Genomic DNA, 21,078 nt, shown 5'->3' with positions numbered 1-21,078 from the left:
CGGTCACATCGGCTTACGCAGCGCCGCCATGAACATTGCGTCCGTGCCGTGTCGATGCGGCCACAGTTGCACCGATGTACCGTCGCCGAGTTGCGGCACTCCTGGGACCAGCTCGCGGGTGTCGAGCTGGTCGACGCCGTAGCGGCGGACCGCGTCGGCGACGACGGCGGTGGTTTCGGACAGGTGCGGCGAACACGTCGAATACAGCACCACTCCGCCCGGGCGGACCAGCTCGATTGCCGCGGCCAGCAGTTCCTTCTGCAATGTCACCAGTGCCGCCACATCGGAGGGCAGTCGTCGCCACCGGGCCTCGGGCCTGCGGCGCAGAGCACCGAGCCCGGTGCAGGGCGCGTCCACGAGCACGCGATCGTAGCCGCCGTCGAGTCCGGACTGCCTGCCGTCGACGGTGTGCACCGTCACCGGAAGGTCCTTCGTCGTCTTGGACACCAGATCGGCTCGGTGCGGCGTCGGTTCGACGGCGTCGACCGTGGCACCGTCGATCTCGGCGATGGCACCGAGGAGGGCAGCTTTACCACCCGGTCCGGCGCACAGGTCCAGCCACCGGCCACCGTCCTCGCCGACGAGCGGCGCGAGGGTGAGTGCCCGGCCGACGAGTTGACTCCCCTCGTCCTGCACCCCGGCCAGTCCGTCCCGGACGGCGTCGAGCTTGCCGGGATCTCCGCCGTCGAGGTGCACTGCGTACGGCGAATAGGGTCCCTCTTCTCCCCCGGTGATCAGCGCCAGTTCCTCGGCGGAGATCTCACCGGGCCGAGCCACCAGGTGGACCGAGGGACGTGCGTCGTCGGCCTCGAGAACCGCGGCCAGTTCACCGGCGTCGGCACCGAGTGCATCGGCGAAGGCCTGCGCGATCCACTTGGGATGGGCGTACTCGAACGCGAGGTGGCCGACGGGATCGGTTGCCGCAGCGGGCGCGAGCTCGTCGACCCACTGGGCAGCCGTCCGCTCGGACACGCGGCGCAGTACCGCGTTGACGAAACCTGCTTTGCCGGTGCCGAATTCGGACCGAGCCAGGTCCACCGACGTGGCGACGGCCGCGTGCGGTGCCACTCGGGTCCGGAGCAGTTGGTAGGAGCCGAGTCGCAGAATGTCGAGCAGCGGCCCGTCGATCTCGGCGGCAGGCCGACCGGCTGCATGGGCGATCACCGCGTCGAGCACACCACGCGCGCGGGACGCGCCGTAGGCGAGTTCGGTGGCCAGTGCCGCGTCGCGCGAGTCCAGTTTGCGCTCTCGCAGCAGGCCCGGAAGCACCAGATTGGCGTAGGCATCCCGCTCGCGTACCGCCTTGAGGACGTCCCGGGCAGCCCTGCGGGCCGGGTCGATCGCGTCGACGGCACGCGGTCCCGCGCCTTGCGGGGGCCGGTTTCCCTTCGGCCCGCGGGCTCCGGGCGACTTCTTGACGTGCTTGCGAGCTGGACTGGACTCGCGCTTTCGGGGCCTGTCGGGTTCTGTCATCGTGCTACCGCCGTATCGTCCAGCCGAGCGCCGCGCGCCCAGTCGAGTGCCTTCATGAGCTTCTTGCCCTGCGGCTGAACTTCGCCGAGAACCACTGCCGTCGTGCCTGTTCCGATGTGTACGCCGGACTTTCGCACCGATATCTCGCCCGGGGCCAACGTGTCCTCCGAGGGCGTTGTCGGAGCAATCTTGACGCGGAGTTCACCGATCGTGGTCCATGCGCCCGGTGCGGGGGTGACCGATCTGATGTGCCGGTCGACGAATGCCGCAGACCGAGTCCAGTCGATGCGCGCGGCGTCGACGCTCACCTTGCTCGCGTAGGAGATCCCGTCCTCGGGCTGTGGATGCGCGGATGCCGTCCCGTCCTCGATCGCGTCGAGGGTGGCAGCCAGTAGGTCTGCTCCGCTCGACGCCAGTCGGGTGAGCAGGTCCCCCGTCGTATCGGTTGCGCGCACCCGCTCGGTGACGACGCCGAGTACCGGGCCGGTATCCATTCCTGCGTCGAGCAGGAAGGTGGAGGCGCCGGTGATCTCGTCGCCCGCGGCGATGGCGGCCTGTACCGGCGCGGCACCTCGCCACGCGGGCAGCAGCGAGAAGTGCAGATTGATCCAGCCGAAGCGAGGGATGTCGAGCACCGGCTGCGGCAGCAGTGCCCCGTATGCGACGACCGGACACACGTCGGGCGCGAGTTCGGTGAGCTGTGCGACGAAATCCGGATCCGAGGGCTTCGCGGGTGCGAACACGGGGATTCCGTGCTCGTCGGCCAGCAGGCCGACCGGTGAGCGCATCGTCTTGCGGCCCCTACCGGCTGCGGCGTCGGGCCGGGTCACCACCGCGATCACCTCGTGGCGTTCGGACTCCAACAGTCGCTGCAGCGACGGGACTGCGGGCTCCGGTGTACCGGCAAAGACGACGCGCACTCGAGCAACTCCCTGGATGGACGAAAGGATCTCGGGTGTTCATCCTAGGGAGTCGCGAGCGCCGCGGACGATTCCGCAGGTGCCGATCACGTCGCGTCGGGGGCGTCGACCGTGTCGTCGGGATCTCGATCGGTCGGACCGTCGTCGGCGAGGATCCGATACAGCGACCTGCGTGCTTCGGTGAGGATCTCGGCGGCCTGCTCCACCTGTGCCGGTGTGCCGACTCCGGCGACCTGACCGGCTGCGCCCATCAACTGGCCGATCAGGGCCCGAAGATCGCGAGCGTCGACACCGACGGACTCTGCCACGTCGTCCCATGGGCTGCCCAGATCGCCGCGATGAGCGTCGACGTGCGTTCGCCCCTCGTCGGTCAGCGCAGCCGTCTTGCGGCCGGCCACCTTGTCGATCAGGACCAAGCCCTCGTCTTCGAGTTGGGACAGGGCCGGATAGATGGAACCCGGACTCGGCTTCCAGGTTCCGTTGCTCTTCGCGGCGATCTGCTGGATCAGTTCGTATCCGTGCATCGGACGTTCCTCGAGCAGTAGCAGGATCGCAGCGCGCACGTCCCCGCGTCGTCCGCGTCCTCCCCGACCCCGGCCTCGACCGAAGTCTCCGTTCGGCCCGAAACCGCCGGGACCGAAGCCGGGGCGCATGCCTTCCCGTCCCCGTCCGAAAGGGCCACCCTCACCGTGCCTGTTCCGTTCACCATGAGCTCTCCTTCCACGGCCTCGTTCTCGCGGACCGTTATCGTCCGACGGGCCTCGATCGTCGCTCTGCGCGACCCACATCTGAAAGGGCGCGCCTCGCATCTGGCGACGTACTGCGCGGCGTCCGAATTCGTGAGCGAATCCCTCGAATGCGTGATTCATGTCGTTCTCCTTTGTATCGATTGACAAGTCGACGATATATCGTCAATAGAACTTTGACAATACCCAGAGGCAACCTCCACGTTTTCCGGATACGAGGAACACGTCGTGGATCGCTTCCGCTCGTTAGAATGGCGCGGTCGGTGCGAGCTCACGTCCAACGAACCGTGTACAGCGGCCGGCTCGACAGCGATCGCTCACGAACGAGGGGGGCCGTGTGGCCGGATCGACGAGGCGACGCGTGACCGTCGTTCTCGGCTGCGTCCTGGCCATCGTTCTGCTCGCCGGCTCCAACGTTCTCGGCCAGAGAATCTCGGTACTGATCGACGACGTCGCACAGCTCGCAGGTGGCATCACCGCAACGGTCGTCTGCTGGCGAACGGCGTCGAGACGGACGGGCTCCGAACGGCAGTGGCGCGTTCTGATGGCCGCGGGAATGGCGTGTTGGAGCGCAGGCATGGCCGTGTGGGCTTTCTATCGATCCGCTCTCGACATGCCGCTGCCGAACACATCGGTCGCCGACGTGGGGTTCTTTCTCTTCCCGATCTTCGCCGTGCCCGCGCTGCTCGCCTTCGTCGGCCCGTCGCCCCGGCGGGCGGCCTCAGGTACACGCCATGTCTGGGTGATGTCGTTGCTCGACGGGGCCGTGGTCGTCGGGTCCCTCTTCGTTCTGTCCTGGGCCACCGTCCTCGGGGCGGTCGTGCACTCGTCGGAATCGGAGTCCATCGCGTTCCTCGTGGCGATCATGTATCCCATCACCGACCTCGTTCTCGTGGCCATGATCGTGCTGCTCGCCGTGATCCCGAAGATCGCGTCGCGTTACCGAACGCAACTCACCCTGCTCGGTGCCGGAATCCTCATGATGGCGGTGTCCGACAGCATCTACGCGTACCTCGTCGCCATCGGTGCGGACTTCATGCCGGTTCTGACCGACGGCGGATTCATCGCAGGCACTGCACTCATCGCTCTCGCGGCCGCCGCCCCGAGGACCGTCGAGGATGATCCGCCTGGTCCGCCGATACACGGCTCGTCACTGCACGGATCGGCGACAGCTGCGCGGGTGTACACCGAGACCGTCACCGGTGAGAGAACACAACTGTTGTTGCCGTACGGGCTGATGGGCGCGATAGGGATCGTGCTGGCGATACTGCGCGTGCAGACCGGGGACCTGGATTCGACGGTGGTGGTACTCGGGGTGGCGGTGGTGCTGCTCTCGCTCGTGCGCCAGGTGATCACCCTGGTTCAGAACGACAATCTGCTTCGGAGCCTGTCTCTGGCCCAGGCCGAGCTGACGTATCGCGCGCACCACGACGGACTCACCGGGCTGCTCAACCGGTCGTCGTTCGACGAACACCTTCGAGCGGCGGTGAACGACGCCAGGGCGGGCCGGGGCCGCGCCGTCCTGCTGCTGATCGACCTCGACGACTTCAAGAGCGTCAACGACAGATTCGGCCACGGCGGCGGCGATCGACTACTCGTCGAACTCGCCCGCCGCCTCGACCGATGCGTGGTCGACGGAGTGGTTGCGCGCTTCGGCGGCGACGAGTTCACCGCCCTGGTGAACGCGGATCTGCGAACCGGCCGTACCACCGCGGTCCGCATCGCCGAGGCCATGCGGACCGCGCACGAGATCGACGGCCATTCGGTGTCGGTCGGCGCGTGCGTGGGTGTGGTGCAGATCGGTCGTCCCGACCGCACCGCCGACGGGACGACGACCGTGGCCGGCACCGACACCTCCGACGTCGACGAGGACGAGCTGATGCGCCTCGCCGATCGCGCGATGTACAAGGCCAAGCGCTCGGGCAAGGCCGGCGTCTACGCCTACGACACCGCAGGAACACTCAGTATGGTCCCGAGCGGTTCCGATCAGGGAAGCGTGGGAATCAATCCGAAAATGGTTGCAGGCGAACCGGATCCGGCCCGGTTGATCGGTCCGCCGACCAGAACGTAGGCACCCGTGGTCGGTATCGACTCCAGATTGGTCAGGTTCTCGAGACTGATCCGACGCCGGTCGTAGAGCTTGACCGATACCGGATAGGTTTCGTCGTTGCCCAAGTCGGGTCCGAAGGTGTCGGTTCCGAGGGCACCTCTGTCGGCGAGCCTGCCCGTGTCGATCAACCACTGCGCCGCCTCCGCCGAGAAGCCGGGTTGGTGCGTCACGCCGTCCGCGTCCGCGTTCGCGTAGGCATCGGTACCCCAGCGTGACGCCCATCCGGTCCACAGAATTACGGCCGCGCCGTGCGGAATGGCTCCGTTGACTGCTTCCCAGTTCTGCAGGTCGGCCACGGTCACGGCGTAGTCGGCGTCGGCTGCCGCCCGATCACGAATGTCGATCTTCACCGCGGGCAGAAACAGATCCTCCGGATCGAGCTGGTCGGCGGTCAGCCCACCTTCCTGGAAGTGTGCGGGCGCTCCCCAGTGCGTGCCGGTGTGCTCGCCCTCCTTGACGTACTGGAGGTAGAAACCGTCGTCCGCGACGGTGAACGCCGTCTCGAGCGAGAATTCGGGATCGCCGGGAAAAATCGGGGTGAGCGCCGGATCGTTGACGTGCGACAGAGACACGATCCGTAGCAGTCGATCCAACGGAACGGCCGGTGTGGGCGGCTGCGCCGAGCCGGTACCGGGCAGGGCGTCGGCGGAGGCAGGTGCCACGAGCCGGGCTCCGATCACCACTGCCAAACCTGTTGTCGCACGGCGAAAGAGCTGCCTTCTCTTCATGTCCCCGACCCACCTCTCATCGGCGCCCCGTGCGCCGCCCCGACGCAACCTTAGGCCACGGCTGCCCCGGACGGCAGTGTCAGCCGATTCGAATCGGGTCTATCTGAACCCGCACTCCGCCGCCGAGCTTCTTGGCGCTACGAGATGCCTGAGCGGCGGCCAGCGCCCGCGCCAAGGCCGCCCCGGTGCTGCGCGGCACGCGTATCAACAGCCGCTGCACATCACCGGGAAGCACGTCCTCACCGCCGCCCGCGGGTGCGCGTTGGCCGTCCGGCAGATCGACCGGTCCGAGTATCTCCACTGCCTCGGGCAGATCTGCACCCTCCACCAGCGCCGTGATCGCATCGGTGGTTCCGTCGATCGCCGCGACGTGTACGGCGGGCGGGAACCGTACCTCCACTCGTTCGTCCAACTGACTTCTGGCGTGCCACAGAGGATCCCAGCGAACCAGCGCCTGCACCGTCGGTATCTCGGACTCGGCGACGACGACGACGCGACCTCCCGCAGAGCCGGGCCGGACCAACGCGGCGGCCGTCATCCACCGACGCAGTGTCTCCTCTGCCGCGCGCAGGTCTGCCCGGCCGAGCAGGGCCCAGCCGTCCAGCAGAAGAGCTGCGCCGTACCCACCGTCGACCGTCGGCTCGGCACCGACGGTCGACACGACCAGACCGGCACCGGGTCGGACGGAGTCGAGCACGGCGGCGCCTCCCGAGTTGTGTATCGGTACACCGGGAAATGCCCGTCCGAGTTCCTCGGCGGTGCGGCCCGCTCCGATCACGACCGCCCGCAGGTTGCGTGATCCGCATACGGTGCAGCGATGCGCGGTGTCGGCGATTCCACACCACGAGCAGGTCGGACTGCCGGCTCCGTCGCTTCCAGGGGCCGACGGCAGGGCCAACGGCCCGTTGCACCGGCGACACCGAGCCGGGTGCCGACACTTCGCACACGCCAGTGACGGCACGTATCCGCCGCGCGGAACCTGAACCAGCACAGGCGAATCGGCTTTCAGTGCGGCTCGCGCCGCCTCGAACGCGATGGCGGGAAGCCGGGCGACACGGGCTGCCGGGTCCCGCGCGAGCGCATGGTCCGAGTCCGCCAACGCCACCACATGGGGTTGACGCTCACGGACCAGCTCACGAGGAGCCACCAGATCGTGTGCCCAACCGGAATCGACGAGAGCTTCCGCCTCCGCCGTCCGCGAATGTCCGCCGATCACCACCGCCGCCCCGGATACGTGCGCTCGGAGCAACGCGACTTCTCTGGCGTGCGGATAGGGCGAACGGGGCTCGGCGAAGCTGTCGTCACCGTCGTCCCAGACGGCGATCATGCCCAGAGTGGACACCGGAGCGAACACGGCGCTGCGCGTCCCCACCACAACGACCGGGCCCGATCGCAGACCGCGCAACCATTGCCGATACCGCTTCGCCGGACCCAGTCCGGCCGACAACGCCACCACCCGGTCGGCTCCGAGCAGAGCCGTGCAGGCCGTTTCCAGTCGATCGAGATCGCGCTGATCGGGTACCACCACCACGGCGGATCGACCGGCGGCGACGGTCACGGCAGCGGCCTCCGCCAGCCGCACCGGCCACCGCTCACCGGGCAATGCCTGCCACACCGCGCGGGGTACGCGTCCCGATGCCAACGCGTCGAGGAAGTTCGACCCGTGGGTGTAGGCCGACCATGCCGACCTGTCGACGGCAGGCTCGACCGGGGGCTCGACGACGGGTGTCGGTTCCGCCTCGACTCGGGCGTGGCGAGCCGGGATCGCCAGACGCAGTACGTCCGCTCTGGTCCCGGCGTACCGATCGGCCACCGCCTCGGCCAGTTCCGCGATCTCGGGAGTCAGAACTTGCTCTGCCGACACCACCCGATCGAGCCAGCCGAGCTTGCCGGAGTGCTCGGTCTCGGCCAGTCTGGCCAGCACGAAACCGTCGACCAGTCGGCCCGCGAACCGAATCCGAACTCGCACACCGGGCCGAGCATCGGTGCTCATCTCCTCGGGTACGAGGTAGTCGAACTCTCGGTCGAGATGCGGCAGCGGCAACATCGGGAGAATGCGCGCGATCGGGAGATCCGACGCCGCCACCCGCGCTACGCCCGCCACCGCACCTCCTCCTCGATTCTCACCCCACACTCGATGACGGAGCACCGAGCCGGTGCGAGCAGGGTACGTGCAGAACGGTCGACGCCGAACTCAGAGTCCGGCAGCCTCGCGGAGCTTGCCTGCGCGATCGGTGGACTCCCACGGGAGATCGATGTCGGTGCGGCCGAAGTGTCCGTACGCCGCAGTGGGCGCGTAAATCGGTCGCAGCAGATCCAGATCGCGAATGATGGCACCGGGACGCAAGTCGAACACCTCGCTGATCGCCGCCTGAATACGCGCGGGATCGGTCTTCTCGGTGCCGAACGTCTCGACGAACAACCCGACCGGCGCGGCCTTGCCGATGGCGTACGCCACCTGGACCTCGATGCGATCGGCGAGCCCAGCCGCGACAGCGTTCTTCGCGACCCAACGCATCGCGTATGCAGCGCTGCGGTCGACCTTGGACGGGTCCTTGCCGGAGAATGCGCCGCCGCCGTGCCGTGCCATGCCGCCGTAGGTGTCGACGATGATCTTGCGACCGGTCAGCCCGGCGTCACCCATCGGACCACCGAGCACGAACTTTCCGGTGGGATTGACCAACAGACGCACATCGGACGTGTCCAGCGTCGGCACGTCCAACTCGGCGAGTACCGACCCCAGTACCTTCTCCCTGATATCGGGGGTGAGCAGGTTGTCGAGATCGATGTCGGCCGCGTGCTGAGTCGAGATCACCACGGTGTCGAGGCGAACGGCGTTGTCACCGTCGTATTCGATCGTCACCTGTGTCTTGCCGTCCGGACGCAGGTAGGGCAGAACCCCACTCTTGCGGACCTCGGTCAGCCGCCGAGAAAGACGGTGCGCCAACGCGATCGGCAACGGCATCAATTCGGGAGTGTCGGTGTTGGCGTAGCCGAACATCAACCCCTGATCCCCCGCGCCCTGACGGTCGATCTCGTCGTCGGACAGTCCTTCGACTCGGGCCTCGTGCGAATGATCGACGCCCTGCGCGATCTCGGGAGACTGCGCGCCGATCGCGACGTTCACACCGCACGAATTTCCGTCGAATCCCTTGGCCGACGAGTCGTACCCGATCTCGAGCACCTTCTCGCGCACGATCTTGGGGATGTCGGCGTACGCGGTGGTATTGACCTCACCCGCGACGTGGACCTGGCCGGTGGTGACGAGGGTCTCCACGGCCACCCGAGCACGCGGATCCTCCGTCAACAGAGCATCGAGAATCGAATCGCTGATGGCGTCACAGATCTTGTCGGGATGACCCTCTGTGACGGACTCGCTGGTGAAAAGCCGACTACCGGACTTGCTCACGGACTTCCTCTCGACGCATGTTCCTGTCCGACCCGACGCCGCGCGCCGGTCGGGCACTCCATGAAAATTTGACGTTCCCTCGGTGTTATCGCCCCTGCCGGAGCCAGGCAAACCTCTACGGCCTCACACGTGGTGCTCAGCACGGTAGCCGGTGCGACATCGCTCGTGCACCCTCACCGTCGTCACTGTGTCGACCTCGTTCGGGGACTACGTGCGTCGAGCATCTGCGCCACAGAATCCAGTACGCGGCTCGCGAGAAGCGCTTTGGAGCCCTCGCCGAGCGCATCCTCGGAACCGTCGGAACCGAGCAACCATCCGTCGTTGTGGTCGACCTCGAAGGCCTTACCGTCACCGACAGCGTTGACCACGAGCAGGTCGCAGCCCTTGCGTTCGAGCTTGGCCCGCGCGTACGTCAGTACGTCTCCGTCCGCGTCACCGGTCTCCGCCGCGAATCCGACGATGACAGTGGACGATTCGAGCTCACCGTCGCGGCGAGCCGAGACGAGGCCTGCGAGTATGTCGTCGTTGCGGACCAACGGGATCGACGACGGCTCGTTCGCCCCCTTCTTGATCTTGCTGCCCGCGATGGACTCCGGGCGGAAGTCGGCGACCGCGGCCGCCATCACCACTGCATCGACACCGACGGCGAGTTTACGAACCGCATCCTGCATGTCCGACGCCGTCTTGACGTGCACCACGTCGACCGCGGCCGGATCGTCGAGGTCGCTGGTGTACCCGGCGACCAACGTCACCTGGGCTCCGCGTTGCGCTGCCACGCGGGCCAGTGCATATCCCTGCTTGCCCGAGCTTCGATTGCCCAGAAAACGGACCGGATCGAGAGGCTCACGAGTGCCGCCGGCAGACACCAGAACATGCCGTCCTTCGAGGTCACGAGGAAGCGCATCCGCTCGCTCGGTCACGAGCATCGACAGTGCGAAGATCTCGTCCGGCTCCGGCAGCCGACCCGACCCGGTGTCACGTCCGGTCAGACGACCAGACGCAGGTTCGATCACGTGTGTACCGCGCGAACGAAGCGTCGCGACGTTGGCGACCGTGGCCGGGTGCTCCCACATCTCCGTGTGCATCGCGGGAGCCAGGACCACCGGGCACCGCGCGGTGAGCAGGGTGGCCGTCAGAAGATCGTCGGCGCGTCCCCCGGCGATGCGCGCCATCAGATCTGCGGTGGCGGGGGCCACGACGACGAGGTCCGCCTCCTGACCCAGGCGCACGTGCGGGACCTCCGGCACGTCCGCGAAGACTCCGGTGTGCACCGGTTGGCCGGACAGCGCCTCGAACGTCGCACGCCCGACGAACTCCAGAGCGGACGCGGTCGGGATCACCCGTACCTCGTGCCCGCTCTCGGTGAAGCTGCGAATGAGCGAACAACTCTTGTAGGCGGCGATACCTCCGCCGACTCCGACGACAACGCGCAAGTCAGATGTCCTCTGTGAGGTTCTTATTCGCCTTCGGTGTGCTCGAGCAGATCCGCGTGGATCTCGCGGAGAGCGATCGACAGCGGCTTCTCCTGCAGACCCGGCTCGACGAGAGGTCCGACGTACTCGAGGATGCCGTCACCGAGCTGGTTGTAGTAGTCGTTGATCTGACGTGCACGCTTCGCTGCGTAGATCACGAGGGCGTACTTGGACGAGGTGCGGGCGAGCAGCTCGTCGATGGGTGGATTGGTGATGCCGAGCGGCGTGTCGTAGGCCGGCAGAGCGCTGCGTCCGTCGAAGTCGGAAACGGCCGCTGAAATGCTGCTCACTGATGATCTCCTGAAATTGCATCGTTGGTGCTACGAACTAGCTGGTCGGGGCCTCGTGCGCCGTGAAACTGGTCAGCTGTTGCCGACCGACGACCTACCGACCAACAAGGATACCAACTGTTCGCACGAATGGTCGACATCGGTATTGACGACCACGGTGTCGAACTCGTCCTGTGCGGCCAATTCCACCCGTGCGGTCTCCAACCTCCGCTCGGTGGCCGCGCTCTCCTCGGTCGCGCGCCCGACCAGACGGGAGACCAGGTCGTCCCATGTCGGTGGCGCCATGAACACCAACAAGGCCTCCGGCTTGGACACCCGCACGGCACGGGCACCGGCCAGATCGAGCTCGAGCAGCACCGGGCTGCCCGCCTCCAGCGCGGCCTCGACGGGTGCGGCCGGAGTTCCCGACCGCTGCAGACCACCGTGAATGCTCGCCCACTCGAGCAGCTCGTCGTCGGCGATCATTCGATCGAACTCGCCGGCGGAGACGAAGTGGTAATCCTGCCCGTCCACCTCGCCCGGCCGCGGCGATCGCGTCGTAACCGACACGCTGAAGACCAGCTCGGGCAGCGCCGCACGCACGAGCCGAACGACACTGGACTTGCCGACGCCGGAGGGGCCGGACAGCACCACCAACCGGCCGCGCTGGTTCTCCGGGACCGATGTCGCCGCAGTGTCACTCACCGTCGTCAGGCCTCGAAATCGAACTTCGTCAACAGCGCCTTGCGCTGCCGATCACCGAGACCGCGCAGTCGACGGGTTGGCGCGATCTCCAATTCCGTCATCAACTCCGCAGCCTTGACCTTGCCCACCTTCGGCAGGGCCTCGAGCAGCGCGGAGACCTTCATCTTCCCGAGGATCTCGTCCGTCTCGGCGTCTTCGAGCACCTGCTTGAGGTCGGTGCCGCCGCGCTTGAGGCGCTCCTTGAGTTCGGCGCGCGCTTTCCTGGCGATCGCAGCCTTCTCGAGGGCAGCGGCGCGCTGCTCGGGGGTCAACTGGGGAAGGGCCACTGTCGGTTCCTCCGTCTTCTCGTTTCTGGGCGATACGACGCACACGATCGCTGTCGGCACGTCGACCATCGGTCTTCCACTGCCACCGATCGCGGTCATCAGCGCTGCGCACTGGCGATCCGCACTGTTCGTCGGCAGCGTTAGCGACCGTACCGACGACCCGCGTGAACCGCTAACTCGCCCCCGAGCGCCGAGGCGCCGCAGCATCGACTATGTGAGACCGGCTTCGATCTCGTCGCGCAATCGTGTCGCCGCGTCGCGCAAGGCCGTCACCGACGGGCCAGCGGCCAGGACACCGCGAGAGGAGTTGGGCAGCAACAGCTCACGCGAATCGCGAAAGATCTCCGCGAGATCGGCAACGGTTGCTCCCTGCGCTCCCAGACCAGGCGCGAGAATCGGACCGGTGTAGTTCGACAGGTCGAGACCGTGATCACGAGTGGCACCGACGACTATCCCCACCGTGTCGGCATCGACGCGATTGCGCGCGGCTGCGGCGTCGACGATCGACTGAGCCACCGACCCACCGTTCGACGTCGCGGCCTGCTGCAGGGCCGAGCCCTCCGCATTCGAGGTGCGGGCCAGCACGAACAGCCCGCGCCGGTGTCGCACCGCTCGATCGACGGTCTCCCCCAGCGAATCGAAGCCCAGGTACGGCGAGACCGTGACGGCATCGGAGGACAACGGCGAATCGGGTTCGAGCCAGGCCTGCGCGTACGCATCCATCGTGGTGCCGATGTCGCCGCGCTTCGCATCGGCGATCACCAGGGTGCCCGCGTCCCTGAGCACACTGACAGTGCGTTCGAGCACCGCGTACCCGGCCGATCCGTAGGCCTCGAAGAACGCCACCTGAGGCTTGACGATCGCCACCTCACCGACGAACGCTTCGACACACAGCTCGGCGAACACCTCGAGACCGTCCGCCGAGCGTGGCAGGTCCCATGCCTCGAGCAGAGCCGGATGCGGATCGATACCGACACACAGTCGACCACGCGCCGCGACCGCGGCGCGCAACCGATCCGACCAACTGCGATGATGGCTCACTCCACTCCCAGCCCCTGCTTCAGGCCCGCATGCAGATCCTGCAGCGAGCGAACACCGATTCCGCCGGCGATCCCGGCTTCGATGCCCTGCACCGCTGCCGACGCGCCCTGCACCGTGGTGATGCACGGAATGTTCTGCGCCACGGCGGCGCTACGGATCTCGTACCCGTCGACGCGGGGGCCGGAGTTGCCGTACGGGGTGTTGATCACCATGGCGATGTCACCGGCGAGTATGCGGTCGACGATGGTCCGCTCCCCCTCCGGCACGTCCTCGCCGGACTGCTTGTACACCTGCTCGCATTTGATTCCGTTGCGCCGCAACACATCTGCAGTGCCTTCGGTCGCCAGAATCGTGAAGCCCAGATCCGCGAGTCGCTTCACCGGGAAGATCAGTGATCGCTTGTCCTTGTTGGCCACCGACACGAACACCGCGCCGCCCGCAGGCAGCGAGCCGTAGGCGGCGGTCTGACTCTTGGCGAACGCGGTACCGAAATCGAAGTCGATTCCCATCACCTCACCGGTGGACTTCATCTCCGGGCTGAGCAGAGTGTCCACTCCGGTTCCGTCCGCACGACGGAACCGGTTGAACGGCAACACCGCTTCCTTCACCGCGATCGGGGCACCGGCCGGGACGGTGCCACCGTCTCCGGTCTCGGGCAGGATGCCTGCGTTCCGCAGCTCGGCGATGGTCTCCCCCAGCATCACTCGGGCGCAGGCCTTCGCGAGCTGAACCGCCGTCGCCTTGGAGACGAACGGAACCGTGCGGCTCGCACGCGGGTTGGCCTCGAGAACGTAAAGGATGTCGTCCTTGAGTGCGTACTGCACGTTGAGCAGGCCGCGCACGCCGATGCCCTTCGCGAGAGCCTCGGTGGACCGCCGGACGTTCTCGATGTCGGTCTTGCCGAGTGTGATCGGCGGCAACGCGCACGCCGAGTCGCCGGAGTGGATACCGGCCTCCTCGATGTGCTCCATGATGCCGCCGATGTAGACCTCGGTGCCGTCGCACAGTGCGTCGACGTCGATTTCGACCGCGTCTTCGAGGAACCGGTCGACCAGCACCGGCCGGTCGTCCGAGATCTCCGTCGCGTTGGAGATGTACGTCGCGAGCGAGGCCTCGTCGTACACGATCTCCATGCCGCGTCCGCCGAGAACGTAGGACGGACGCACCAGTACCGGGTAGCCGATCCCCGCGGCGATCTCACGGGCTCCGTCGAACGTCGTCGCGGTGCCGTACTTCGCTGCCGGCAGTCCGGCTGCGTCGAGCACCTTGCCGAATTCGCCACGATCCTCGGCGAGGTCGATGGCCTCGGGCGACGTGCCGACGATCGGGACGCCTGCGGCCTTCAGTCGCTTGGCGAGTCCGAGCGGGGTCTGCCCCCCGAGCTGGACGATGACGCCCCGCACCGTGCCCGACGCCGCCTCGGCCCGGTACACCTCGAGGACGTCCTCGAAGGTCAGTGGCTCGAAGTACAGGCGGTCCGCGGTGTCGTAGTCGGTGGAGACGGTTTCGGGGTTGCAGTTGACCATCACCGTCTCGTAACCGGCCTCGGACAGGGTCTGCGCCGCGTGCACACAGCTGTAGTCGAATTCGATGCCCTGGCCGATGCGGTTGGGACCCGAGCCGAGGATGAGCACCTTGGGGCGGTCCGGCTGCGGGGCGACCTCGGATTCGGCTTCGGGGTCGAGCTCGTAGGTGCCGTAGTGGTACGGCGTCTTTGCCTCGAACTCGGCGGCGCAGGTGTCGACCGTCTTGTAGACCGGATGCACACCGAGCTCGGTACGGAGCGCCCGCACACCGTCCTCACCGTCGAGTTCGGGGCGCAGAGCCGCGATCTGGCGGTCGGAGAGACCGTGATACTTCGCCTGGCGCAGCAGCGCCTCGTCGAATTCGGCCGCCTCGCGAACCTGAACGCCGAGTTCGTGGATCTGCTGGAACTGGTCGAGGAACCACGGGTCGATCTTGGTCGCCTCGAACAGCTGCTCGAGGGTGGCACCCATCGCGAAGGCCTTCTCGATCCCGTACATCCGACCGTCCTGAGGAACGGACAGATCCTCGAGCAACGCCTCCAGGCTCTCTGCCTCGACCTCGGGGCCGGTCCAGTAGCCCGCGCGCTTGGTTTCGAGCGAGCGCATCACCTTGCCGAAGGCCTCGGTGAAGTTGCGGCCGATCGACATCGCCTCGCCGACGGACTTCATCGTCGTGGTCAGCGTGCCGTCGGCACCGGGAAACTTCTCGAACGCGAACCGCGGAGCCTTGACGACCACGTAGTCCAGGGTCGGCTCGAAGCACGCCGGGGTCTCGCGGGTGATGTCGTTGACGATCTCGTCGAGGGTGTAGCCGATGGCCAGCTTGGCCGCCATCTTCGCGATCGGGTAACCGGTTGCCTTGGACGCCAGCGCCGACGAGCGTGACACACGCGGGTTCATCTCGATGACGACGAGGCGACCGTCCGCCGGGTCCATCGCGAACTGGATGTTGCAGCCGCCGGTGTCGACGCCCACCTCACGCAGGATGTCGATGGAGAGGTCGCGCATCTTCTGGTATTCGCGGTCGGTCAGCGTCATGGCCGGGGCGACGGTCACCGAGTCGCCGGTGTGCACGCCGACGGGGTCCACGTTCTCGATGGAACACACGATGACCACGTTGTCGCGGCCGTCGCGCATCAGCTCGAGCTCGTATTCCTTCCAGCCGAGGATGGACTCCTCGATGAGGACGTTCGCCGTGGGCGAGGCCGCAAGTCCGCCGCCGGCGATCCGGGTCAGGTCCTCGTCGTTGTACGCCAACCCCGAACCGAGACCGCCCATCGTGAACGACGGACGTACGACCACCGGGAAGCCGAGCTCGGCGACGGTCTCGCGGACCTCGTCCATCGTGTAGCAGACGGCCGACTTGGCGGACTCGCCACCGACCTTGGCCACGATGTCCTTGAACTTCTGCCGATCCTCGCCGCGCTGGATGGCGTCGAAGTCGGCACCGATCAGCTCGACGCCGTACTTGGTGAGAATGCCCTGATCGTGCAGCGCAACAGCGGCATTGAGCGCCGTCTGTCCACCCAGAGTGGCGAGCACTGCCTGAATGGGGTGACCCTGCTCGGCTTCGCGGGCGAAGATCTTCTCGATGAACTCCGCCGTGATCGGCTCGACGTAGGTGGCGTCGGCGAACTCGGGGTCGGTCATGATCGTCGCGGGGTTGGAGTTGACGAGGCTGACCCGCAGTCCTTCCTCGCGCAGCACTCGGCAGGCCTGGGTGCCGGAGTAGTCGAACTCGCAGGCCTGACCGATGACGATCGGGCCGGATCCGATGACCAGGACGTGGTTCAGGTCTGTGCGGCGTGGCATTACTTCTTCTCCTGAAGGACGGTGGTGAAACGGTCGAAGAGGTAGGCGGCGTCGTGTGGACCGGCCGCGGCCTCGGGGTGGTACTGCACCGAGAAGGCGCTACCGCCGATCAGCTCGACGCCCTCGACGGTGCCGTCGTTGGCGCAGGTGTGACTGATCCGGGCTCGGCCGAAGTCGGTGTCGAACTCCTCGCCCGCTTCGCCTTCGAGTGCGAATCCGTGGTTCTGCGCGGTGATCGCGATGCGGCCGGTGGTGTGCTCGATGACCGGGATGTTCATCCCGCGGTGGCCGAACTTCATCTTGTAGGTGCCACGGCCGAGTGCGCGCCCGAAGATCTGGTTTCCGAAGCAGATACCGAACAGCGGCAGCTCACGCTCGAGCACTTGCCTGGTCAGTGCAACGCTGGTGTCGGCCGTGGCCGGGTCGCCTGGTCCGTTCGACAGGAAGACACCGTCGGGGTTCAGTTCCAGAACCTGCTCGATGGTGGTGTTCGACGGCATCACGTGCACGCGGATACCGCGCTCGGCGAACATCCGCGGGGTGTTGGTCTTGATACCGAGATCGACTGCGACGACGGTGAATCGAGCATCCCCGGTCGGCTCGATGGTGTAGCCGGCTCCGGTGGTCACTTCACCGGCGAGGTCGGCACCGAGCATCGACGGCTGACCGACCACCTGCGCGAGCATCTCGTCGGAGGTGCCGAGGGCGTCGCCCGAGAACACTCCCGCACGCATGGACCCGCGGGTGCGCAGGTGCCGGACCAGGGCGCGCGTGTCGATTCCGGCGATGCCGACGACGTTCTGCGCCTCGAGCTGGTCCTGCAGCGTTCCGGTGGAGCGCCAACTCGAGGTGCGGCGTGCCGGATCTCGGACGACGTAGCCGGCGACCCAGATCTTGTTGGGATCCTGCGCGCTTGCGGCTTCACCGTCTTCCTGGTTCCAGCCGGTGTTACCGATCTGCGGCGCGGTCGCGACGACGATCTGTCGGTGATAGCTCGGGTCGGTGAGAGTCTCCTGGTACCCGGTCATTCCGGTGCAGAACACGGCCTCGCCGAGGGTGCGCCCCTGTGCGCCGAATGTGGTGCCGCGGAATGTCCGGCCGTCCTCCAGAACAAGAACTGCGCTGCTCACGCGGTTTCCTCCTTGGTTTCTCCGGTGGAACTCGCTGTCCACACCGGGTAGATCTGCTTGTCGTCGGCCCGGAAGCCGGTGTCTATCTCGGTCCCCGTGGGCAGCTCCCAGCGAATGACCAGGAGTCCGTCCTTGGTCATGACCTTGCCTGCCAACCCGCGTTCGGTGCGGATCGCACGGATCGATTCCACCGGGATCCAGATGGGAGATTCACCGTCTCGGTCGAGCAGGATGCCCTTCTCGTGTCGGGACAGTTCTCCGGTGGCGCGGTGGCCGATGTCGCCGACGGCGATGCGGTCCTGCCAGCTCGGAGCGATGGTGCTGCCGACGTACAGGCCGGTGCTCGGCTCGACGAGGGTTGCTCCCAGATCGTCCGGCACGGCCGGAAAGTCACCGATTCGCTCTTCCTGGCGCTTCTGCCGTCCTCGCCAACCCCAGAAGATCAGCGCGATCATCAGTGCCCAGAACAGGATGAATCCGATGACGATGAGAACTCTGTCCACGGTCTACTCTCCCGCTCTGTTCGCCACGGCTCCGTCGCGGACGGTGATTCGCCCGCGCAGCACCGTCGTGGTCACCTTCGAGGAGAAGCTCATGTCCTCGAACGGCGTGTTGTGTGCGACGCTGGCCAGCTTCTTGCCGGAGACCGTCCAGCTCGCTTTCGGGTCGACCAGCGTGAGGTTGGCGATCTCGCCGACCTCGATGGGCCGTCCCTGATCGGCCAATCCGACGATCTGGGCGGGACGCTCGCTCATCACCCGCGCCACGCCGCGCCAATCGAGCAGTCCCGGGGTCACCATCGTGTCGACGACGATGGACAGTGCGGTTTCGAGCCCGAGCATTCCGGGACGGGCGATCGAGAACTCACAGCACTTGTCCTGCTCGGCATGCGGAGCGTGATCGGTTGCCACACAATCGATCACGCCGTCGGCCAAGCCCTTGCGCAGGGCGTCGACGTCGGACTTCTCGCGCAGTGGTGGGTTCACCTTGTTGATCGCGTCGTACGTCTCGAGCCGCGAATCGTCGAGCAGCAGGTGATGCGGGGTTACCTCGGCGGTGATCGAAATGCCCTGTCCGCGTGCCCATTTCATCAACTCGACGGTGCCTGCAGTGGATGCGTGACAGATGTGCACCCGCGCACCTGCGTCACGAGCCAGCAGGGCGTCGCGAGCGACGATCGATTCCTCGGCCGCACGCGGCCAACCGGCCAGTCCGAGGCGCGCCGCCGTCGGGCCCTCGTGTGCGACGGCACCGACGGTGAGCCGGGGTTCCTCGGCGTGCTGAGCGATGAGCACACCGAGGGAACTCGAGTACTCCAGCGCCCGACGCATGATCAGTGGATCGTCGACGCAGTGGCCGTCGTCGGAGAACATCTTCACCCGGCCGATTCCCGCGGCCATCGTGGCCATCTCGGCGAGCTGCTTGCCCTTCAATCCGACGGTGATCGCTCCGACGGGGTGGACGTCGACGAGACCGACTTCCTGTCCCCGACGCCATACGTGGTCGGTCACCACCACCGAGTCGGCGACCGGGTCGGTGTTCGCCATCGCGAACACCGCGGTGTAGCCGCCCAGAGCTGCTGCGGCCGAGCCGGATTCGATCGTTTCGGTGTCCTCGCGGCCGGGCTCGCGCAGGTGCGTGTGCATGTCGACGAATCCCGGCAGCAGTATCTGGCCGCGGGCGTCGACGACCTCGGCTCCGTCGGCGTCGAGGTCCGAGCCGATCCCCGCGATCTCCTCACCGGCGATCAGGACGTCGGTCTCGGGGTCCTCGCCGTACAGCAGCACGCCGCGGAGCAGAACGGAGGTCGCAGGTGCGGTCACGACGCACCCCCGTCCGAACCGACCAGCAATCGGAACAGCACCGCCATCCGCACGTGAACTCCATTCGTAACCTGTTGCAGGACTGCAGTTTTCGGAGAGTCGGCCACCGAGGACGCGATCTCCATACCGCGCAGCATCGGACCGGGGTGCAGTACGACGGCATGCTCGGGCAGCAGGTCGAGCCTGCGCTGCGAGAGCCCGTACGTGATCGAGTACTCACGAGCGGAGGGGAAGAATCCGCCGTTCATTCGCTCGGCCTGCACTCTGAGCATCAGCACCGCATCCAGTCCGGGCAGTTCGGCGTCGATGTCGTGCGAGACCCGCACCGGCCAGCCGGTCACTCCGACGGGCAGCAGGGTCGGTGGTGCGATCAGCACCACCTCGGCACCGAGCGTGGCCAGCAGGATCGCATTCGAGCGCGCCACCCGGCTGTGCAGGATGTCGCCGACGATCGCGATCCGACGGCCGGCGATGTCGCCGAGTCGTTGGCGCACCGTCAAGGCGTCGAGCAGAGCCTGGGTGGGGTGTTCGTGCGTGCCGTCGCCTGCATTGATCACCGCGGGGCCACCTCCAGGAGTGGAGCCTGCGGAACGACCGTCGGTGGTGCTGCCGGTGCCCTGATCGGCGGTCCATTGGGCGATCTGATGTGCGGCACCGGATGCCGGGTGCCTGACGATCAGTGCATCGGCTCCGGCGGCGCGCAGCGTCATCGCGGTGTCGCGGAGCGACTCTCCCTTCGACACCGACGAGCTGCTGGCGCTGACGTTGATGACGTCGGCGCTCATCCACTTGCCTGCGACCTCGAACGAGACGCGGGTACGTGTCGAGTTCTCGAAGAACACCGTCATGATGGTGCGTCCGCGCAATGTCGGGAGTTTCTTGACTTCGCGGCCGAGGAGCGCCTGCTCGAATCGTTCGGCTTCGTCGAGGAGTTCGGTGGCCGATTCGGCCGTCAGGTCGGCGACCGAGAGCAGATGCTTCATCGAGCGGATCCTCCCTCGGACAGGCTGACCCCGTCGCGGCCGTCGTGTTCGGAGAGCAACACCGACACGTCCTCGGTGCGCGCTGTGGGGACGTTCTTGCCGACGTAGTCCGCCCGAAGCGGAAGCTCGCGGTGGCCGCGGTCGATCAGGACTGCGAGCTGCACGGCGCGAGGGCGGCCGAGGTCACGGAGGGCGTCGAGCGCAGATCGCACGGTTCGGCCGGAGAACAGCACGTCGTCGACAAGCACCACCAGTGCGTCGTCGACACCGCCTGCGGGCACCGACGTACGTTCGAGCGGACGGTGCGGCTTGTTTCGCAGATCGTCGCGGTAGAGGGTGATGTCGAGAGAACCCAGCGGGGGGCTGACTCCGGAGAATGCCTCGATACGTTCGGCGAGACGTTCCGCCAACGTGGTCCCGCGGGTGGGAATGCCGAGGAGCACCACGCGCGGCGAGTCGGCGGCGTCGAGGGCCGTCTTCTCGATGATCTGGTGGGCCATGCGGGAGATGGTGCGCCCCACATCGGCCGAGGACAGCAATTCGCGAACGGCGGGGTTCGCGGACGAGCTTTCGGGCGCAGGCAAACTACGACCTCCTTCTCCGCC

General features: G+C 66.8%; 18 protein-coding genes. 1 reads left to right on the top strand and 17 read right to left on the bottom strand.

Annotated features, from left to right (window positions below; translation table 11 throughout):
- Positions 1-3: 3 nt before the first annotated feature.
- The 3 genes from CH274_RS08445 to CH274_RS08435 all read right to left on the bottom strand — a co-directional run bounded on the left by CH274_RS08445 (position 4) and on the right by CH274_RS08435 (position 3,181).
- Positions 4-1,473, bottom strand: coding sequence for an RsmB/NOP family class I SAM-dependent RNA methyltransferase (locus CH274_RS08445; RefSeq protein WP_179275668.1), 1,470 nt, complete (start codon positions 1,471-1,473; stop codon positions 4-6).
- Entirely contained in the window at positions 1,470-2,393 is a 924-nt protein-coding gene (gene fmt, locus CH274_RS08440) for a methionyl-tRNA formyltransferase (protein WP_094657124.1), read from the bottom strand. The genes CH274_RS08445 and fmt overlap by 4 nt, the downstream gene beginning before the upstream one ends.
- Positions 2,394-2,479: 86 nt before the next feature.
- Positions 2,480-3,181, bottom strand: coding sequence for a PadR family transcriptional regulator (locus CH274_RS08435; protein ID WP_094657281.1), 702 nt, complete (start codon positions 3,179-3,181; stop codon positions 2,480-2,482).
- Positions 3,182-3,500: 319 nt separating this feature from the next.
- Between CH274_RS08435 and CH274_RS29910 the strand changes: the two genes are divergently transcribed.
- Positions 3,501-5,210, top strand: coding sequence for a GGDEF domain-containing protein (locus CH274_RS29910; RefSeq protein ID WP_306436597.1), 1,710 nt, complete (start codon positions 3,501-3,503; stop codon positions 5,208-5,210).
- Here CH274_RS29910 and CH274_RS08425 read toward each other — a convergent pair.
- The 14 genes from CH274_RS08425 to pyrR all read right to left on the bottom strand — a co-directional run bounded on the left by CH274_RS08425 (position 5,126) and on the right by pyrR (position 21,057).
- A complete protein-coding gene (locus CH274_RS08425; protein ID WP_094657122.1) occupies positions 5,126-5,977 on the bottom strand; it encodes a cyclase family protein in 852 nt (283 codons plus the stop codon). The two genes, CH274_RS29910 and CH274_RS08425, sit on opposite strands and share 85 nt — an antisense overlap.
- Positions 5,978-6,056: 79 nt before the next feature.
- Positions 6,057-8,024: a primosomal protein N' gene (locus CH274_RS08420; protein WP_179275532.1), complete on the bottom strand. Its 1,968-nt coding sequence runs from the start codon at positions 8,022-8,024 to the stop codon at positions 6,057-6,059.
- Positions 8,025-8,171: 147 nt separating this feature from the next.
- Positions 8,172-9,386 (bottom strand): methionine adenosyltransferase, encoded by a 1,215-nt coding sequence (gene metK, locus CH274_RS08415; RefSeq protein ID WP_032397994.1) that lies wholly within the window; start codon positions 9,384-9,386, stop codon positions 8,172-8,174.
- A gap of 182 nt (positions 9,387-9,568) precedes the next feature.
- On the bottom strand, positions 9,569-10,819 hold the full coding sequence (coaBC, locus tag CH274_RS08410) for a bifunctional phosphopantothenoylcysteine decarboxylase/phosphopantothenate--cysteine ligase CoaBC (protein ID WP_094638045.1): 1,251 nt from the start codon (positions 10,817-10,819) through the stop codon (positions 9,569-9,571).
- A 23-nt stretch (positions 10,820-10,842) separates the two neighbouring features.
- Positions 10,843-11,148 (bottom strand): DNA-directed RNA polymerase subunit omega, encoded by a 306-nt coding sequence (gene rpoZ / locus CH274_RS08405; protein ID WP_032377808.1) that lies wholly within the window; start codon positions 11,146-11,148, stop codon positions 10,843-10,845.
- 72 nt (positions 11,149-11,220) lie between these two features.
- The gene (gmk, locus tag CH274_RS08400) at positions 11,221-11,832 is read right to left on the bottom strand and encodes a guanylate kinase (protein WP_094657121.1); all 612 of its coding nucleotides are present in this window, start codon (positions 11,830-11,832) and stop codon (positions 11,221-11,223) included.
- A gap of 5 nt (positions 11,833-11,837) precedes the next feature.
- A complete protein-coding gene (mihF, locus tag CH274_RS08395; RefSeq protein ID WP_045199768.1) occupies positions 11,838-12,158 on the bottom strand; it encodes an integration host factor, actinobacterial type in 321 nt (106 codons plus the stop codon).
- Between the two features lie 210 nt (positions 12,159-12,368).
- Positions 12,369-13,199, bottom strand: coding sequence for an orotidine-5'-phosphate decarboxylase (gene pyrF / locus CH274_RS08390; protein WP_179275667.1), 831 nt, complete (start codon positions 13,197-13,199; stop codon positions 12,369-12,371).
- Positions 13,196-16,537 (bottom strand): carbamoyl-phosphate synthase large subunit, encoded by a 3,342-nt coding sequence (gene carB, locus CH274_RS08385; RefSeq protein ID WP_094657120.1) that lies wholly within the window; start codon positions 16,535-16,537, stop codon positions 13,196-13,198. The genes pyrF and carB overlap by 4 nt, the downstream gene beginning before the upstream one ends.
- A complete protein-coding gene (gene carA, locus CH274_RS08380) occupies positions 16,537-17,667 on the bottom strand; it encodes a glutamine-hydrolyzing carbamoyl-phosphate synthase small subunit (RefSeq protein ID WP_094657119.1) in 1,131 nt (376 codons plus the stop codon). Before carA ends, carB begins: the two co-directional genes overlap by 1 nt.
- Positions 17,664-18,170, bottom strand: a complete 507-nt coding sequence (locus tag CH274_RS08375) for a PH-like domain-containing protein (RefSeq protein WP_094657118.1) — start codon at positions 18,168-18,170, stop codon at positions 17,664-17,666. The genes carA and CH274_RS08375 overlap by 4 nt, the downstream gene beginning before the upstream one ends.
- 3 nt (positions 18,171-18,173) lie before the next feature.
- Positions 18,174-19,490: a dihydroorotase gene (locus CH274_RS08370; protein WP_094657117.1), complete on the bottom strand. Its 1,317-nt coding sequence runs from the start codon at positions 19,488-19,490 to the stop codon at positions 18,174-18,176.
- Positions 19,487-20,473, bottom strand: a complete 987-nt coding sequence (locus tag CH274_RS08365) for an aspartate carbamoyltransferase catalytic subunit (protein ID WP_094657116.1) — start codon at positions 20,471-20,473, stop codon at positions 19,487-19,489. The genes CH274_RS08370 and CH274_RS08365 overlap by 4 nt, the downstream gene beginning before the upstream one ends.
- On the bottom strand, positions 20,470-21,057 hold the full coding sequence (gene pyrR / locus CH274_RS08360; RefSeq protein WP_094657115.1) for a bifunctional pyr operon transcriptional regulator/uracil phosphoribosyltransferase PyrR: 588 nt from the start codon (positions 21,055-21,057) through the stop codon (positions 20,470-20,472). Before pyrR ends, CH274_RS08365 begins: the two co-directional genes overlap by 4 nt.
- Positions 21,058-21,078 lie beyond the last annotated feature (21 nt).

Origin of the sequence: Rhodococcus sp. 06-418-5 (assembly GCF_002258285.1) — a bacterium.
Classification (GTDB): Bacteria; Actinomycetota; Actinomycetes; order Mycobacteriales; family Mycobacteriaceae; genus Rhodococcoides.
Note: the sequence above shows the minus strand (reverse complement) of the source record. Positions and strands in the feature narration are given on the sequence as shown.

Coding starts and splice junctions, on each gene's coding strand:
- CH274_RS08425 (WP_094657122.1), bottom strand. CDS start 5,977: ATGAAGAGAAGGCAGCTCTTTCGCCGTGCGACAACAGGTTTGGCAGTG.
- CH274_RS08365 (WP_094657116.1), bottom strand. CDS start 20,473: ATGAAGCATCTGCTCTCGGTCGCCGACCTGACGGCCGAATCGGCCACC.
- carB (WP_094657120.1), bottom strand. CDS start 16,537: ATGCCACGCCGCACAGACCTGAACCACGTCCTGGTCATCGGATCCGGC.
- CH274_RS08445 (WP_179275668.1), bottom strand. CDS start 1,473: ATGACAGAACCCGACAGGCCCCGAAAGCGCGAGTCCAGTCCAGCTCGC.
- CH274_RS08435 (WP_094657281.1), bottom strand. CDS start 3,181: ATGTGGGTCGCGCAGAGCGACGATCGAGGCCCGTCGGACGATAACGGT.
- CH274_RS08420 (WP_179275532.1), bottom strand. CDS start 8,024: ATGTTGCCGCTGCCGCATCTCGACCGAGAGTTCGACTACCTCGTACCC.